This is a genomic window from Variovorax sp. P4_D9 (assembly GCF_056401695.1).
Genome location: NZ_JBFUIU010000139.1, coordinates 1 through 15109 on the forward strand (window position 1 = coordinate 1; position 15109 = coordinate 15109).

At 63.7% G+C, this 15109-nt stretch carries 15 protein-coding genes, 2 tRNA genes and 4 pseudogenes; 10 read left to right on the plus strand and 11 right to left on the minus strand.

All coding sequences use genetic code 11. The features are described from left to right. Together AC1DY5_RS16900 and AC1DY5_RS16905 are read left to right on the plus strand one after the other, a co-directional pair. Positions 1 to 241 (plus strand): annotated as a pseudogene (locus AC1DY5_RS16900) (2-hydroxycarboxylate transporter family protein); the annotation flags it as partial. 91 nt (positions 242 to 332) lie between these two features. Next, a pseudogene (locus AC1DY5_RS16905) lies at positions 333 to 957 on the plus strand (IS6 family transposase). Between the two features lie 876 nt (positions 958 to 1833). Here AC1DY5_RS16905 and dmpG read toward each other — a convergent pair. The 7 genes from dmpG to AC1DY5_RS16940 all read right to left on the minus strand — a co-directional run bounded on the left by dmpG (position 1834) and on the right by AC1DY5_RS16940 (position 7327). Beyond that, positions 1834 to 2904, minus strand: coding sequence for a 4-hydroxy-2-oxovalerate aldolase (gene dmpG, locus AC1DY5_RS16910; protein WP_478113154.1), 1071 nt, complete (start codon positions 2902 to 2904; stop codon positions 1834 to 1836). Next, the gene (locus AC1DY5_RS16915; RefSeq protein ID WP_478113156.1) at positions 2901 to 3860 is read right to left on the minus strand and encodes an acetaldehyde dehydrogenase (acetylating); all 960 of its coding nucleotides are present in this window, start codon (positions 3858 to 3860) and stop codon (positions 2901 to 2903) included. Before AC1DY5_RS16915 ends, dmpG begins: the two co-directional genes overlap by 4 nt. 10 nt (positions 3861 to 3870) lie before the next feature. Continuing rightward, positions 3871 to 4125, minus strand: coding sequence for a 4-oxalocrotonate tautomerase family protein (locus AC1DY5_RS16920; protein WP_478113157.1), 255 nt, complete (start codon positions 4123 to 4125; stop codon positions 3871 to 3873). 3 nt (positions 4126 to 4128) lie between these two features. Beyond that, positions 4129 to 4896, minus strand: coding sequence for a 2-keto-4-pentenoate hydratase (locus AC1DY5_RS16925; protein WP_478113159.1), 768 nt, complete (start codon positions 4894 to 4896; stop codon positions 4129 to 4131). After that, positions 4893 to 5708: a 2-keto-4-pentenoate hydratase gene (locus AC1DY5_RS16930; RefSeq protein WP_478113177.1), complete on the minus strand. Its 816-nt coding sequence runs from the start codon at positions 5706 to 5708 to the stop codon at positions 4893 to 4895. Before AC1DY5_RS16930 ends, AC1DY5_RS16925 begins: the two co-directional genes overlap by 4 nt. Positions 5709 to 5795: 87 nt before the next feature. After that, positions 5796 to 6320 carry a GlcG/HbpS family heme-binding protein gene (locus AC1DY5_RS16935; protein ID WP_478113160.1) on the minus strand — a complete coding sequence of 175 codons (525 nt, stop codon included), beginning with the start codon at positions 6318 to 6320 and terminating at the stop codon, positions 5796 to 5798. Positions 6321 to 6352: 32 nt separating this feature from the next. After that, a complete protein-coding gene (locus tag AC1DY5_RS16940; RefSeq protein ID WP_478113162.1) occupies positions 6353 to 7327 on the minus strand; it encodes a tripartite tricarboxylate transporter substrate binding protein in 975 nt (324 codons plus the stop codon). Between the two features lie 123 nt (positions 7328 to 7450). On the opposite strand from AC1DY5_RS16940, the gene AC1DY5_RS16945 reads away from it, so the two are divergent. Next, on the plus strand, positions 7451 to 8383 hold the full coding sequence (locus tag AC1DY5_RS16945; RefSeq protein ID WP_478113163.1) for a LysR family transcriptional regulator: 933 nt from the start codon (positions 7451 to 7453) through the stop codon (positions 8381 to 8383). 172 nt (positions 8384 to 8555) lie between these two features. Here AC1DY5_RS16945 and AC1DY5_RS16950 read toward each other — a convergent pair whose 3' ends face one another. Both AC1DY5_RS16950 and AC1DY5_RS16955 read right to left on the minus strand, forming a co-directional pair. Beyond that, positions 8556 to 9512: a lysophospholipase gene (locus tag AC1DY5_RS16950; protein WP_478113165.1), complete on the minus strand. Its 957-nt coding sequence runs from the start codon at positions 9510 to 9512 to the stop codon at positions 8556 to 8558. Between the two features lie 226 nt (positions 9513 to 9738). Beyond that, the gene (locus AC1DY5_RS16955) at positions 9739 to 10653 is read right to left on the minus strand and encodes a LysR family transcriptional regulator (RefSeq protein WP_478113166.1); all 915 of its coding nucleotides are present in this window, start codon (positions 10651 to 10653) and stop codon (positions 9739 to 9741) included. 111 nt (positions 10654 to 10764) lie between these two features. Between AC1DY5_RS16955 and AC1DY5_RS16960 the strand changes: the two genes are divergently transcribed. Together AC1DY5_RS16960 and AC1DY5_RS16965 are read left to right on the plus strand one after the other, a co-directional pair. Next, positions 10765 to 11571: a transporter substrate-binding domain-containing protein gene (locus AC1DY5_RS16960; RefSeq protein WP_478113168.1), complete on the plus strand. Its 807-nt coding sequence runs from the start codon at positions 10765 to 10767 to the stop codon at positions 11569 to 11571. Then, entirely contained in the window at positions 11519 to 12142 is a 624-nt protein-coding gene (locus AC1DY5_RS16965; protein WP_478113170.1) for a GlcG/HbpS family heme-binding protein, read from the plus strand. Before AC1DY5_RS16960 ends, AC1DY5_RS16965 begins: the two co-directional genes overlap by 53 nt. 160 nt (positions 12143 to 12302) lie before the next feature. Here the strand turns inward: AC1DY5_RS16965 and AC1DY5_RS16970 are convergent. Then, positions 12303 to 12458: pseudogene (locus AC1DY5_RS16970) on the minus strand (ISKra4 family transposase); the annotation flags it as partial. Between the two features lie 440 nt (positions 12459 to 12898). On the opposite strand from AC1DY5_RS16970, the pseudogene AC1DY5_RS16975 reads away from it, so the two are divergent. The 4 genes and pseudogenes from AC1DY5_RS16975 to AC1DY5_RS16990 form a co-directional block, all read left to right on the plus strand. Next, positions 12899 to 13242: pseudogene (locus tag AC1DY5_RS16975) on the plus strand (RNA ligase family protein); the annotation flags it as partial. A 195-nt stretch (positions 13243 to 13437) separates the two neighbouring features. Next, positions 13438 to 13524: transfer RNA gene (locus AC1DY5_RS16980), tRNA-Cys, on the plus strand. Positions 13525 to 13541: 17 nt separating this feature from the next. Further along, positions 13542 to 13612, plus strand: a tRNA-Arg gene (locus tag AC1DY5_RS16985). A gap of 105 nt (positions 13613 to 13717) precedes the next feature. Further along, complete coding sequence (locus tag AC1DY5_RS16990) at positions 13718 to 13924, plus strand: short-chain dehydrogenase (RefSeq protein ID WP_478113171.1); 207 nt, start codon at positions 13718 to 13720, stop codon at positions 13922 to 13924. An 11-nt stretch (positions 13925 to 13935) separates the two neighbouring features. On the opposite strand, the gene AC1DY5_RS16995 is transcribed toward AC1DY5_RS16990, so the two are convergent. Then, the gene (locus AC1DY5_RS16995) at positions 13936 to 14142 is read right to left on the minus strand and encodes a hypothetical protein (RefSeq protein WP_478113173.1); all 207 of its coding nucleotides are present in this window, start codon (positions 14140 to 14142) and stop codon (positions 13936 to 13938) included. A gap of 763 nt (positions 14143 to 14905) precedes the next feature. Here AC1DY5_RS16995 and AC1DY5_RS17000 point away from each other — a divergent pair. Then, on the plus strand, positions 14906 to 15109 hold a 204-nt coding region (locus AC1DY5_RS17000; protein ID WP_478113175.1), incomplete at its 3' end, for a hypothetical protein.

A 15109-nucleotide genomic window follows, 5' to 3' on the forward strand; every position in this document is an offset into this window, starting at 1 on the left:
CTGATCACCATTGTCTCGACCGTCGTGACGCTGATGGCAACTGGAGCCGTCGTCGTGCGCTGGCTGAACATGTACCCGATCGAGGCGGCCATCGTGAATGCATGTCACAGCGGACAGGGCGGTACGGGCGACCTAGCCATCCCTGACTGCTGCGAATCGCATGACGCTCATGCCGTTTGCACAAATCGCTACGCGCATCGGAGGCGCGGTAACAGTCACCATCGTGTTGATCGTTCTGGCGCGCAGTGAGGCGGCTCTGGTGCAAACTTTCGCCTCCGGTAGGCTACGCGCTTTGAACGGACGGCGGGTCGATGGCGCAGCGGTAGCAGAGCATGGCCGAACTGTTCAAGGGCCAACACTTCGAGCGCGAATTCATCGTCCTGTGCGTTCGCTGGCACCTGCGCTTCAAGCTGAGCCTGCGTGACCTGACCTGGTGGAGATGATGGGAGTGCGGTCACTCGTTGGACGACACCACCATCATGCGCTGGGTGCAGCGCTTCGTGCCTGAGTTCGAAAAGCGCGGGGATCGCTTTGCCCGTAAGGCCGGTCGCTCTTGGCGCGTCGACGAGGACCTACGTGAAGATCCGCGGCAAGTGGACCTATCTCTAGGCCAGATAGTCGACTTTCGCCTGAGCGCCGACCGCGATGCCAGGGTTCGCGAAGCGTTGGATACTCAGGGCCAACCTCCAGTGACCATCACGCTGGACGGCTACGCTGCCTCGCATCGCGCCGCGCGGGAACCGCCCGCGCAGAGCACCCGTTGGAAGGGCACACGACTGCGGTCGTCCGAGTATCTCAACAACATGATCGAGCAGGACCACCGAGGTGAAGTCGCGCATCAGCTTCGATCGTGCGGCCGTGACGATTGCTGGTGTGGAGTTGCTGCATCGCATTCGCAAGGGYCAGTTCAATCTGGGCCGGCTGCGCGTCAAAAGCCAAGCCGCGCCCGTAGTCTGAAACGCCGTACTTTCAGCCTGAATTGCGCGGCGCCTTCGTGTCCGCAGTTCGGCCGCGCCAGAAATTTGCACCAGAGCCCTTGAGTTCGCCTTCCGGTGGTGAGAGCCGACCGGCGGGCCCGACTTGTGTTCAACCAGCAGCGCGTCGACGCGAAGTGAACCATGAGGGCGAAGCTCCCGCGAGAGGCTTCGTGTAGTTCGGCCACAGAACGCCACAAACCTCGTCACATCCGGATCGTGGCAAAGCGTCGCGCAGTTCGCTGAGGTTGCGCGGATGGTGCCCAAGGCGATCCGAAGCACCTTGGGCCGGTGGTGGAAGCAGATCGAAATCACCAGACTTGGTCCGGAGGTCTCGCAGGCATTGGAGAAGTAGAGTCATTGTTGTCTCCGTCGATGATGGGGCCACCGATTCGCCGAACCAGATGCGTCGGCACTCCACGAACCACTCTGCGATACCGAGGATTGCAGAGGGCTTGTCCACAAATCAGATTCCCAGAGTTCCCACCTAAAAGCGATGACGCACGCCCAAGTCGTAACCGGTCGCAGTGGTGTTTGCCGCACCTCCGACCACATCACATCCTTTCTCACGATCCACGCGCGGCGTGAGCGCACGGTCCAATCTGGTTCACGGTCACGCAGATAGTTGTCAGTGGCGTGCACAGGTTGTCGTGCACGGCAGCCGCTACCGCTTTTGCACAACGCTTGATGTCGTCGGGCTTTCTACCTTCGACAAGTGAAATCTGAACAATGGGCATGAGGATCCAATTCTTTGTATAACCACGAMTTGCAACCGAGCGAGTTTGCGGCGTTTCCATAGCGTTCGCACTTGACTGATCATGGGAATCCGCAGGGTGCGCTGGAACTCCTGACGTAGTTGTCAGGGTGTTAGGGTGCTTCGCTCATGACAAGTCCCTAAAGCAGGCGGTTGTTGTTCGGCTTGGCGCAACAAGTCAAGCGCTACGTCGACGATCATGTCCTCTTGGCCCCCGACCAACTTGCGTGCGCCCAGTTCGACAAGGATGTCAACGGTCTTCAACTCGTATTTCTCCGCTGCCGCTTCGGCATGGCGCAGAAAGCTTGAGTAAACGCCTGCATAGCCAAGCGCGAGCGTCTCGCGATCGACCCGCACCGGACGATCCTGCAGCGGGCGCACCAGGTCGTCGGCCGCGTCCATCAGCTTGTACAGATCGGTGCCATGGTGCCAGCCCTGGCGCTCGGACGCCGCGATGAACACCTCGAGCGGCGCGTTGCCGGCACCGGCGCCCATGCCGGCCAGGCTGGCGTCGATGCGATCGCAGCCCTCTTCCACGGCCACGATCGAGTTCGCCACGCCAARGCTCAGGTTGTGGTGCGCGTGGATGCCCGTCTGCGTATCGGCTCTCAGCGCCTCCTTAAACGCTCGGAACCGGTAGCGCACGTCGTCCATGCCGAGCGCACCGCCGGAGTCGACCACGTAGACGCAGCTCGCGCCATAGCTTTCCATCAGCAGCGCCTGCTCGGCCAGCTTCTTCGGCGTGGTCATATGGCTCATCATCAGGAAACCCACCGGGTCCATGCCGAGTTCGCGCGCGTATTCCAGATGCTGGCGAGACACGTCGGCCTCGGTGCAGTGCGTTGCGACACGCACGATGCGCGCGCCTGCATCGTAGGCGTTGCGCAGGTCGTGTGTGGTGCCGATGCCCGGCAACAGCAAGGTTGCGACCTTTGCGGTCTTGACCGTTTCGGCCACCGCCGCGATCCATTCGACATCGGTATGCGCACCGAAGCCGTAGTTGAAACTGGAGCCTTCCAGCCCGTCGCCATGCGCGACTTCGATGCTGTCGACGCCGGCAACGTCCAGCGCCGCGGATATCGCCTTGACGTGCGCGATACTGTACTGCTGACGAACGGCATGGCTGCCGTCACGCAGGGTCACGTCGCTGATGTAGAGCTTTTTGGCCGGCTTCATGCGATCTCCTTCAGCCCGCGAGCGATGCCGCTGGCGATGCGTCGTTGCGCCATCAGCTCCGCGCACGCGAGCGCGGCCGAGGTCATGATGTCGAGGTTTCCGGCGTAGGCCGGCAGGTAGTGCGCGGCGCCTTCAACCTCGAGGTACACCGAGGTCTTGAGCCCGTGGCGCAAGCCGAGCTTGGGCACGTTGAGCGGCCGGTCGGCCGGGATCACGTCAAACTGCACTCGCTGCTTCATGCGGTAACCAGGCACGTAAGCCTGCACGTCCGCCACCATCTTCGCAATGCTGGCGTCCACCGCAGCCTGGTCGGCCATCTCAGACAGCACGAACACCGTGTCGCGCATGATCAGCGGCGGCTCCGCCGGGTTCAGCACGATGATCGCCTTGCCGCGCTCTGCGCCGCCGAGCTCCTCGATCGCGGCCCGGGTTGTTTCGGTGAACTCGTCGATGTTTGCGCGCGTGCCCGGGCCGGCGCTCCTGCTCGAGATCGATGCGACGATCTCAGCGTAGTACACCTTCGCGACGCGAGATACCGCGGCCACCACGGGGATGGTCGCCTGCCCGCCGCACGTCACCATGTTCATGTTGCTGGCGTTCTGGGCATCGAGGTTGATCGCGGGGATCACGTAAGGGCCGATGGCAGCGGGTGTCAGGTCGATGACCTGCACGCCATGGGCCTGCAGCACCTCGTTGTGGCGCTTGTGGGCACCGGCCGAAGTGGCATCGAACACGATGTCGACGTCGCGGAACACGCCGAGCCGCACCAGCCCTTCGATGCCTTCCGCCGTGGTGGCGATGCCGAAGCGCTCGGCCCGCGCCAGGCCGTCGGACTTCGGGTCGACCCCGACCATCGCACCCATCTCGAGGTGTTTGCTGTTGCGCATGACTTTTATCATCAGGTCGGTGCCGATGTTGCCCGGACCGATGATTGCGACCTTCAATTTGTTCTGCATGTTGCTTCTTTCAGTTCGCGAACAGCTTGGCCGTCGCGTCGGCCACTTGGGCGCCGGGAGGTTCGGAGGGCCCTCTATCTGAGATGTCGGACACGAGCCGGCCCCCGCGTCCCCAATGGCCTGCCGGATATTCGTGGAGAAGGACCCGCACTGCGCCGAGTGGCATCTCGAGGCTGTCCGCCATGGCCCGAGAAACGGTCTCTATCAGTCGGCGCTTTTTTTCAGGGCTCCGCCCCTCAATGATCTTGATCAAGGCAATGGGCACGGTTCACTCCTCGACATGGAAGCCGGCGGTTCCGAGGCGCTCCATCTCGATCGAGATGGACTGRCCCGGCTTGATCCACTCGGCCGGCGTGGCGCCGCCCGCCATCACCACCCAGCCGGCCTGCAGCGGCTCGCCGGCCGCCGCCGAGAGGCGCGCCGCGGCGACCAGCGAGCGCAGCGGATGTCCCAGGATGGCGGCGGTGGAACCGACCTGCACCACGCGCCCGTCGATGCTCATCGTGAGGCCCAGATTGCTGAAATCCTGGTGCGGGTCGCTCCAGGCACCGATCACGAAGCCGCTCGACGAGGCGTTGTCCGCGATCACGTCGGGCAGGCTGAACTTGAAGTCCTGGTAGCGCGAGTCGATGATCTCGAGCGCCGGCGCCACGGCTTCGACCGCGGCGAGCGCCTCGACCGCGGTGACGTCGCCGGCCAGCGCTTTCTTCAGCACGAAGGCCAGCTCCGGCTCAACACGCGGATGGACGAAGCGCGCGAACTTCACCGGCGTGCCCTCTTCCACCTGCATGCCGCTCGACAGGCGTCCCCAGATGACATCGTCGACGCCCATCTGAACCATCTTGGCGCGGCTCGTGAAGCCCATCTTCACACCGACGCGGCGCTCGCCGCGCGCAACGCGTCGCTGAACGGAGGCGGATTGGATCGCGTAGGCCTCGGCCAGCGAGAGCTCGCCCATCGGGTCGATCTGCTGCACCGCCTTGGCATGGCTGGCGGCATTGTCCAGCAGTTGCGCGATTTCGAGTGCCTGGCTCATCTGGATTCCTTCGTGGCATCAGTGGCTTCGAATACGGCCTTGACGCCTCCGAGGCCGTTGATGCGGGCTTCGAACACGTCGCCGGGTGCGACCGTCACCATCGGGCCGAGTGCGCCCGACAGCACCAGGTCGCCGGCGCGCAGCGGTTGTCCGAGCGCGGCCATGGTGCGGGCCAGCCAGACCACCGCATTGATCGGGTTGCCCAGGCATGCCGCACCCGCGCCGACCGACACCGGCTCGCCGCGCCGGTTCATGACCATGCCGCATAGCCTGAGGTCGACCTCCCCGAGCAGCCGCGGGGATCCGCCCAGGACGAAGGCGCCTGAGGATGCGTTGTCCGCGACCGTGTCGACGAACCGGATGTCCCAGCTCGCGATGCGGCTACCCACGATTTCGATCGCCGGAAGGACGTGGTCCACCGCCTTGATGACGTCCGCGTGCCCGGGGTTTCCCAAGTCGAGGTCCCGGCCGAGCATGAAAGCAATCTCTGCCTCGACCTTCGGCTGCTGAAGCTTCCGCATGGGAATCGGTTCTGCGTCGCCGAAACTCATGTCGTCGAAGAGCACACCGAAATCAGGCTGGGCAACGCCGAGCTGCGCCTGAACGGCGCGTGCCGTCAGCCCGATCTTGCGGCCGACCACGCGACAGCCTTCGGCCAGTCTGCGCTCGGTGTTCATCCGCTGAATGGCGTACGCGTCGGCCGCATCCAGGCCGGGATAGGTGACTCTCAACGGCTGCGTGTAGTTGCCGGTCTCGGCGGCGCCCCACAGGGCGTCGGCTGCTTCAGCCAGCACGGCTGGTTGGGAAGGCATGGGTTCTCCGTTGCCCGCGCGCGGCAGGCAGATTGAAAATTCGGGGACGGGGCCAACGCGCGCAGGCTCGGCTGCCGCGCGCGGCACTCAGAGGGCGCGATCCTTCAGGCCGACCTTGCCGTAGATCTCGTTCACGTGCCTCTTCACGCTTTCGGGCGTCGTGTCATCGACCGGCATGTGCGCCCAACCCACCTTCGCGCGAGCGTGCTGGCCGATCTCCTCGTCCTGGTCGCCCGTCGCACCGCTGATGCCGTAGGCGCCGACCATCTCGTTGCCTTTGAACACGGGCGCACAGCCACCGGAGGCCACAACCTGACCGTTGGTGAAGACAGATGCATTGGCCAGCATCTGCGGGTTGCGCTCCTTGAACCACTGTTGAATGACCAGGCCGTCGCTGAAACGCGGGCTCATCGAGCGGAAAGCGGCCGCGGTGAACGCCTTCGCGCGAGCCGTGTCCGGAGTGATGAAGCCCGCGTCATCCATGCGCTCGAGCGCGATCAGGTGTCCTTCGGGTCCGACGATGGCGACAGAGATTGGCACCCCCATCTCCGCAGCCTTCTCGGTGACCGCTGCGATGAATTCGCGGCACTCGGTAGCGCGCAGTTTTGACATTTCGATATTCCTTTCTGAAGAAAATGCTTCTCTCACTCAGGCTTGATGCCCGTCTGCTGAATGAACTTCGACCACCGCGCGCCCTCGCTCTGCAGGAAGCGGGACAGCGCTTCGTCGCTGGTCTTGAGAACGTCGATGGTCTGCGCCTTGTAGATCGCCTGAATCTCGCTCGAATCGAGCGCCGCATGGGCCGTGGTGCGCAGCTTGCTGATGACGCTGGATGGCGTCTGGGCCGGGGCCACCAGCCCCATCCACACCGAGGTGTCGAAGCCCTTCAGCCCCAACTCGTCGAGCGTGTGCAGATCCGGCGCGCTTGAGGTCCTGCGAGGGCTGGTGACGGCCAATGCCACCAGTTTGTTCGCGCGCACGTGCGGCAGCACGGTCGAAGCCGGCGAGAACATGAGCTGCACCTGGCCGCCGAGCAAGTCGGTCACCGCGGGCGTACTTCCCCTGTACGGAACGTGGACCATTTTGACGTCGGCCATCAGTGCGAACAGTTCGCCAGACAGGTGGGGCGAGGTTCCGACGCCGGAGGATGCATAGGCCAGGGAACCCGGCTTGGCCTTCGCGAGGGCGATGAGTTCGGCCACGGTCGAGACCTTCAGCGAGGGACGAACCACCAGCACATTGGGAACGTTCCCGATCAGCGTGATCGGCTTGAAGTCTTTCAGTGGATCGACCGCATTGGCGCCCGGGAACGCGGCGTTGATGATGTTGGCGATCGTGATCGCGAAGACGGTGTAGCCATCGGGCTGCGCCGTGGCCACTGCCTTGGCGGCGATGTTGCTGCCGGCGCCGGGCCTGTTGTCCACGATGAAGGGCTGGCCCAGGCGCCTAGACATCTGCTCCACGACGGCACGCACCGCCACGTCTGTTGCCGTGCCAGGCGGGAAACCCACCAGCACCTTGACGGGCGCGCTCGGATAGACTGCCTGCGCTGCGGTCCATGACGGCAAGGCGGCGGCAGCAAGCGCTGGCACGGAGGCGAGGAGTTCACGGCGTTTCATGTCTCTGGTCTTTCTGTTGAGGGTGCAGACCGGGTCCCTCCATCGGCTTGCATGGCAGTGATTAGAAGACGCGCGTGGGTACAATTCAATCGAGACTTTCCGATCGAATGATTGGCTCCGCTCATGAATGTGACTCTCCGCCAGCTCCGGGCTTTCGTGCTGGTCGCGCGGCTCGGCAACTTCACCCGGGCCGCGCAGGCCATGCACGTCACACAATCGGCCCTCAGCTTGCTGGTGCGCGAACTCGAAGGAGCTATCGACAGCCGGCTGTTCGACCGCACCACGCGAGCCGTGGCCCTGACGGCGGCGGGAAGCGACTTTTTCCCGCGCGCGGAACGGGTGCTGGCCGAGCTCGAGTCGGCGCTTGCGGGCGTGGACAAGCTCGTAGCGAGGGAACGCGGGCGCGTGGTGGTGGCAGCACCGCTGGTTCTGTCCAGCACCTATCTTCCGCCAATCCTGGCTGCCTTCTCCGCGCAATACCCGGGCATCGAGGTCGTACTGCAGGACACGCTGCCCAACCAAGTGTTGCCGCTGGTGCGCGGCGGTGCGGCCGACGTCGGTATCGGCACTTTCGCGTCGGACGAAGTCGACATCCAGCGCACCTTGCTCTTCTCGGAAGCCATGGCAGCCGCATTCCCGGCGGGGCATGCGTTCAGTCGCCTGCAGCAACTGACCTGGGCGGATATCGCGCTGGAACCGGTGCTCGCATTGAGCCGCGGCAGCGTGTTTCGAGATCTCACCGAAGCAGGCTTCGCGGCTGCCGGGCTGATGCTGAAGCCCGCAAGGGAGGCCAACTATGCGGGCTCGCTCATCGGGATGGTGGACGCCGGGCTCGGCGTCGCGATCCTCCCCGGCTATGCGGTGAAGCTGGCAGACCCGGCGCGGATCAGCTGGCGCCGTGTGGAGAACCCCCTGATCGATCGCGAGGTTTCACTCGTGCGACGAGCGGGCGTTTCGCTCTCCCACGCGGCGCAAGGCTTCGTCGACTTCATCGTCGCGCCGCCCGCAGCGCAGCAACCGACACCGACCCAACCGGTTCGAAGCAAGGTGCTCTAGCATGACGTCGCGTTCGTCTTCGTCGAAGAGCGGGGCGCTGTCGAATGCGGGCACGGCTCGGAGTTGTTGTGCACTGATGCCTGCCTTCGGTCCGTAGCGAATGGCCGGCTCCGAGGTCGGTCAGCGACGGATTCGGCCTCGTCATTGCCGTCACGCACCGCCGGAGGATGACTCAGCGCACCTTGTCCGCGATCCAGCGCAGGATGAAGTCAGCCACCTCCAGATTGTTCTTGTCCTGCATCATCATGTGCGAGTTGCCTTTGATGCCTACGTCGGGAAGCCGCACGAGGGTTGCCATGCCTGCCTCGAGGCGATTGATCCGCTCGACCACGGCCTTGCGCGCCTCGTAGCGAGGCTGGCCGGTGAATACGGGGGCGTCGAGATGGTCGCCGAACAGCTCCAACAAGGGGACGCTCTTGTAGGCCGCGATCTGCGCGTCGGTGGGAGCGACCGACTGCGCACCCTCGATGTTGATGACGGCCTTGACCAAGGTCGGACGCAGACCGACCAAGGCATCGGCAAAGGGGCCCGCCAGCGAGTGGACGATGACGATCGCAGGCCCGATATCTTCCAGCAGCGCCGCGAGCGCCTGCGGGGCCGTGGCCATGCCGCCTCCCTCGAGCATGGCCTCGGCAAAGGGCACGCCCTGGGAAGCGAATCTCGGGAATGCTTCGATCGGAAACTGGGTGTCGGGGTACGCGGTCCCAAGCGAAGGGCCGAAGCGAAAAAGCGGCCAGGCAAGTTCGGCCGTCACCATCAACACACTGGCCGGCAACCCGGAGACGCTCTCCCCAATCTTGGCTTCGTTGATAACTGTCGCGTTGAAGCCGGAGCGACCACGCCCAGGCGTATCGACGACGTAGACGGCATGCCCGTTGCGCACGAAGTAGGTCGCCCAGCCCTCTCGTCCGTCGGGAGTGGTCTCGTAGCTCATACCGGTCAACCCACCGCCGTGCACCAGCACGATGGGGATGGCGCTGCCTCTGCTTGCGGGGATGCGATAGTGCACATACATCTGGTTGACGGTCACCGTCCCCGGCCGCGCAGGGCCGGCCGGCGAAACGCCAGGATGCCTGGAAGCGGCGGGCTTCCCGTTGACGAAGAACATGCCCTCGTCTGCCAGGTTCAAGGGGCCGCCGATCGAGGCGGCGGCCGCAATGCCACCGCAAGACCCGACCACGAGTGCACAGGCCGCGGCGGCGAACTTTCGGGACATGTGAAGCATGAAGAGTCTCCGTTGTGTTCGTGGTAACCCATGAATTAGAGGTCTTCGAATGCGACGCGTCCAACGAGGAAAGCAAATGAACTCATTGGATCCGCTCATTGACGAGCCCTGCACGCCGGCCAGGGTTCAGTCAACGATCGCGCACGGTTGCGCCGCAGACCTCCGCGACGAGCGAGCGGAACCATTGATGAGCAGGGTGAGCATGCAGCCGCTCGTGCCAGATCAACTTGTACAAGAGCTTCTCCACCTCGAACGGCAGGTCCTGTGTCACAAGTTTGTTCTCGATCATGAGCTTGCGAGAGTGGTCAAGGAGAAGGTCGCTGGGAACACATACCAGCAGATCACTGTCGGCCACGATCCGCAGTGCGTCGGCGAAGCGATTGACGACTGCGACCACGCTGCGGCTGCGGCCATGCAGGCTGAGCCAGCTGTCGACGATGCCCATGTCTTGACCCGACGGCGACACGAGCACGTGCCGCGCTTCGGCAAACGCATCGAGGGACATCGCGAGGTCGAGCTCGTGCCCTCGCCTCATGACGCAGACGTAGTGGTCCGCGCGAAGACTGTGCACGTGGACGCTATGGGGCAGCGCCGGAAACATCCCGACTGCGCAGTCCAGCGTGCCGCGTTCGATTGCCTCGARGGAACTAGCATTTGTGTGATGGGAGAACGCGACACGTCCGAAAGGCGAGGCTCCGCTCAGCTTTAGCGTGATGCCGCAGACCGCCTGGGATGCAAGGCTGTCGGTTACTGCAATCCGGAAGGTGGTGGAGTCCGCACGCGGATCGAAGTGCTGCGGCGCGATCGAGGCGCGCAAAACGGCGAGCGACCGATGAATGTCGGGCCACATTGCCATCATCCGCGCCGTCGGACGAACACCGTTGGCCACCTTGATGAACAAATCGTCCTTGGTCAGTTGGCGGGCGCGACGAAGCGCGTTGCTGACGGCGGGTTGGGTCATCGCGAGACTTGCCGCCGCGCGTGTCACGTTGCGTTCGAGCATGACGGCTTCCAGGATGGAAACCAAATTGAGATCGAGCCGCACGTTATTCACTGGAATGATGACGCCACCGGCGAATTCTAAATTGGACGCGTGCGCTCATGCGCGCAAAGATGCGTCCAAGACTAACGGCGCCTATCCAACGCGCAAACCTGCATGACCCGTCTGGCTCCCTTCTATCCATTGTTATCGTCGCTGATCGCCGGAACCGTCATGGCCGCCGAGCCGGTCCTGGCGCCCACAGGCCAACTGCGGGCTGCATACATCGTCGCGAACCTGGCACAGGCGCGCCGCGATCCTGCCACCGGCGTCGTGACGGGCGTGGTGGCCGATCTCACCCGTGAGCTGGGCCGCAGAGCGGGCGTGCCGACGACCATTGAGCCACTGGCAACGGCAGCCGATGTCCTGGAAGCGGTGCGAAGCGGATCGGCCGACATCGGATTCGTAGCCCCGAATCCCCAGCGGAAGGGCGTGGTGCTCTACTCCCAGACCTACATGCTGGTGCAGCAGAGTGCGCTGGTGCGCGCCGACTCGAATATGCAGTCGGTTCGTGAGCTGGACCGGGCCGCACAAGCAATCGGAGTGAACACCGACGACAGCGTCGGTGTATGGCTGCGAGAGCGGCTTGGCGCCGCCCGCGTTCGTGCAACACCCGACTACACGTTGCGAGAGGCCGTCCAGTGGCTCAAGGACGGAACGGTGATCGCCTTTGCCGGCAACCGGCAGCGGCTGGCAGCCAATACCCGAGACGCAATCGGACTTCGCCTGTTGCCTGACAACTTCTATGGCGTACCGCAGGCGATCGCGGTCCCCCTGGACCGCAGCGATCGACTGAAGTGGATCAACGCGGCACTCGACGACCTGCGCGCGGACGGCTTCCTCGCGGATTCGGTGTTGCGCAGCGGCGTGGATGGCCTCGACGTCACACCGGCAGGACCGCGCGCAACGGTTGATTCGAAATGATATGAAAGGTGATCCCATGCTCCAGCAACGCCATTCCTTGCAATTCGTCCTGCGAACGCCACGGCACGCCATTGCCGCACCGTTCGCCCTCGCCTTGACCCTTGCCGTCGCCGCTGCATCCGCGCAGACGGCGCCATCTCCACCGCCGCCCCCGACCACGCCCTATGGCGCGCCCATCGGCCTCGCCCAGGCCAAGAAGGTGACGGCCGCTGCCGAGGCGGAGGCCGTGAGGAACGGCTGGAGCATGGTGATCGTCGTCATGGACAGCGCCGACCATGTCGTCCTGCAGGAGAAGCTGGACAACACCCAGTACAGCGCTCTCGGGGGAGCCGAAGACAAGGCGCGCAGTGCACTTCAATTCAAGCGTCCCACCAAGGAGCTCGAGGAGGTGCTGGCGCGAGGCGGGATCGGATTGCGCTATCTGGCACTTCGAGGCGCCATGCCGCTGGAGGGCGGCCTGCCGATCGTCGTGGACGGGAAGATCGTGGGCTCGATCGGTGTCGGCGGCGGCACGTCGGTCCAGGACGGACAAGTTGCCAAGGTCGGCAGCGAATCGCTCAAACAAGACTAGGCACAACCCGATAGGAAGCGAGATGGCAGAACGAAAGCTCTCTGGAAAGATCGCGCCCGAGCGCATCCTCATGACGGCGCTCCCCAAACCCGCACCGGATCTGATCGCCGGCTTCCGGTCGCTCGGCGATGGAAGTGGATGGAAAGTGGGGGACTGCCCCTCAGCAACGCTGCAACTCGGGCGATCTGAAGTGCGGGAAACGCGTAGCGAAGTGCTTCTCAAGCCGACCGTCGAGCAACTCCACGCGTGTTTGCAACAGAAAGTGCGCGCCCTTCGTCGACCATCGCATTTGCTGACGCTTTGACAGGCGCCGGTTGGCGCATCTTGGAATGGTGATGGCTGCAGCGATGCGGCACCAGGGTTCGATTCCCTGCTTCTCTGCCAATCCTCATCAACCCTACCTGGATGTGTGCCCGAGTGGACTATGAGGCCTGCCTCGAAAACAGTGCTGCCGGGCGCGAGTTCGGCACGAGCGTTCGAATCGCTCCGCAAGTGGGGCACCCGGTCATGGCCGATGGCACCAGGCTGAAGGGCGAAGTGTTCTTCGACGAGAGCATGCAGAAGATCCTCGCCGCCGGCGGCGTGCTCAGCGAGTTCAGCGATCGGATCAAGTATCCGCGCACGCACCACGCGCCCTGGTCCGAAGGCATGCACGGTGACGATCGGCGCATCTCCAGCATGGAAGCRTTGATCAGAAGGCGAGTCATCGTCACCGAAAAGAAGGACGGCGAGAACACAACCCTTTACACGGACGGCATGCACGCGCGCTCGCTCGACGGCCGGCACAACGACAGCCGCAACTGGGTGAAGGGCATGGTATGGGCCCGCATCGCCGCGGATCTGCCGGTCGGCTGGCGCGTCTGCGGAGAGAACCTGTATGCGAAGCACTCCATCGCCTACGACGATCTGCTGAGCTACTTCCTGGGTTCTCGATCTGGAACGAGCGCAACGTGCGCCTGGGCTGGGACGAGACTCAGGAGTGGTTCGAGCTGCTTGGAATCGTGAGTGTGCCGGTGCTCTACGACGGGATCTACGACGAGCGCCTGATCCGTGCGCTGTACGACAGCAAGCGCGACTGGGCACGCAGCGAGGGCTACGTGATCACCCTGGCGGATCCGATCAGCTACGCGCAATTCAGAACATGCGTGGCCAAGGTCGTTCACGCCAACCACGTCCAGACCACCGCGCATTGGATGCATGGCCAACGGATCGTTCCGAATGGCCTGGCGGCATCGGAGCGGAGACGGTCCCGGCTCGGCCTTGATGGCCGGGCCGGCGCCCGCCAAACCAGATTCGTCGAGATAGCCAAGAGGTCGAAGGCGCCGGTTTGCAAGTCCGGTGAGCACTGCGCCACATGGGTCCGAATCCCATTCTCGACTCCATCCCGTCACCCTTCCCTGCTAGCTCAAATGGATAGAGCAGCCGCCTCCTAAGCGGCAGGTGGACCTTCGAATGGTCCACAAGGCGCCAGCTTTTCGCCAGTAGCGCGACTTGCGTCACTGAAACATTTCACCGCGGTCTCCGATATCCGGAGATCATCTGCCATCACCCCATCGGTTCGATTGGAGGACACACATGCGACTCACCACCAGCCATCGCCGGCCGGCGAACCGCACTGCGGTGCCCGCCTCCAAGCCTCGCAACCGCGTTGTGCAGGCCGTCGTCCATGGCTTCGGCACGATGACCGGGCAGCGCCACCGAGACGCCGAGCGCGCTCGCGAACGCTTCGAACGACTCGACTTCGATCAGCGCGTGCGCGAGATCGGCGAGTGGGAGATCTGACGCCGACCGCCCTAGTCCTGACTTAGAAGGCTGGCGCGTATCTGGTCGCCTGCTGTCTCGTCTTCGGAGCCGTAGCCATCGCCGAGCACCGCGCATTCAGCGACCACGCTTTCAGCAAAGGTTTGCACAGCGGCCGGGATCGCCTCTCCAGGCTTGAGCAGGCCAGACATCACAGCCAGATCAGCGAAAACCTCGATGGGATTTCGATTGGGTTCCATCTTCAAAATGCTACGCCGTGCACGGCAGTTGTCGCCGCATGCGGTGTAAGTCTTGTTTCACTCTCTCGAGAAAGCAATCCAGCACTGAGGAAGGGAGAAGTGAACTTAAGTTTTCATTCCTCGGTTGCAGGCGGACAAGAGACCTCGAAACTACAAGAGGCGAGGTTGTTCTGGCCTTCCGTTTGGATCGATCTCGCGTCAGTTTCAAAGAAATGGACATGTGCATGCCTACCAACATGACCAACTTCGCCTACAACGCCGAAGGCTGGCAGAAACTGGCCAAGAATCCCTAAGACCGCAGCGTTCCGGTCAAGGCGCTGATGGACAAGCTCGGCGGAAAACTGCTCAGCATGTACTTCATGGCAGGCGACTACGACGGCCGGGACTGCCATCATTGGCGTCGAGCTCGCCGGGCATATTCGTACCCTCAAGACATCACAGCTCTTCACCGTTGCCGAGACCGTTGAAATGATGGGCAAGGCAGGCAAGCTGGCCTATCCGGCGCCCAAGGGTTGAAGCCCACTGGACGACACCCAAAGGAGATGTTCCATGGGAGACCAGAGACGCCCGCTGCAACCGGGAGAACTTGCGCCCGCGTTCGCGCTTCCGGCGGCCAACCTCGAAGGAATGGTCTCCCTCGACAGCTCACGCGGCCGCCCGTTCCTGATCGGCTCCTATCGCGGGCTGCATTGCCCGTTCTGCCGGCGCCAGGCTGCAACTCGCCGACGTACAGCCGGCCTTGCGCGCCGCGGGGGTAGAGACCTTGGCCGTGATCAACACGCCGCTGGAAAACGCCCGCCTTTACTTCCGCCACTGGCCGACGGCGGTCACGCTTCTGTGCGACCCGGATTGCGTCACGCAGCGCGCCTTCGGCGTGCCGCATATCGAGTTCCTGCCCGATGGCAGCCGTGAGCAGCCCGAATGGCCCTATCAAGCAAGCATGGAGGAATTCGGGGCGTCGCGGGTC

Excerpts from the sequence above, each read along its gene's own strand:
- AC1DY5_RS16960 (WP_478113168.1), top strand. The coding sequence starts at position 10,765 with ATGACCCGTCTGGCTCCCTTCTATCCATTGTTATCGTCGCTGATCGCC.
- AC1DY5_RS16995 (WP_478113173.1), bottom strand. The coding sequence starts at position 14,142 with ATGGAACCCAATCGAAATCCCATCGAGGTTTTCGCTGATCTGGCTGTG.
- AC1DY5_RS16930 (WP_478113177.1), bottom strand. The coding sequence starts at position 5,708 with ATGCCTTCCCAACCAGCCGTGCTGGCTGAAGCAGCCGACGCCCTGTGG.
- AC1DY5_RS16940 (WP_478113162.1), bottom strand. The coding sequence starts at position 7,327 with ATGAAACGCCGTGAACTCCTCGCCTCCGTGCCAGCGCTTGCTGCCGCC.
- AC1DY5_RS16935 (WP_478113160.1), bottom strand. The coding sequence starts at position 6,320 with ATGTCAAAACTGCGCGCTACCGAGTGCCGCGAATTCATCGCAGCGGTC.
- AC1DY5_RS16945 (WP_478113163.1), top strand. The coding sequence starts at position 7,451 with ATGAATGTGACTCTCCGCCAGCTCCGGGCTTTCGTGCTGGTCGCGCGG.
- AC1DY5_RS16965 (WP_478113170.1), top strand. The coding sequence starts at position 11,519 with ATGGCCTCGACGTCACACCGGCAGGACCGCGCGCAACGGTTGATTCGA.
- AC1DY5_RS16915 (WP_478113156.1), bottom strand. The coding sequence starts at position 3,860 with ATGCAGAACAAATTGAAGGTCGCAATCATCGGTCCGGGCAACATCGGC.
- AC1DY5_RS16990 (WP_478113171.1), top strand. The coding sequence starts at position 13,718 with ATGCGACTCACCACCAGCCATCGCCGGCCGGCGAACCGCACTGCGGTG.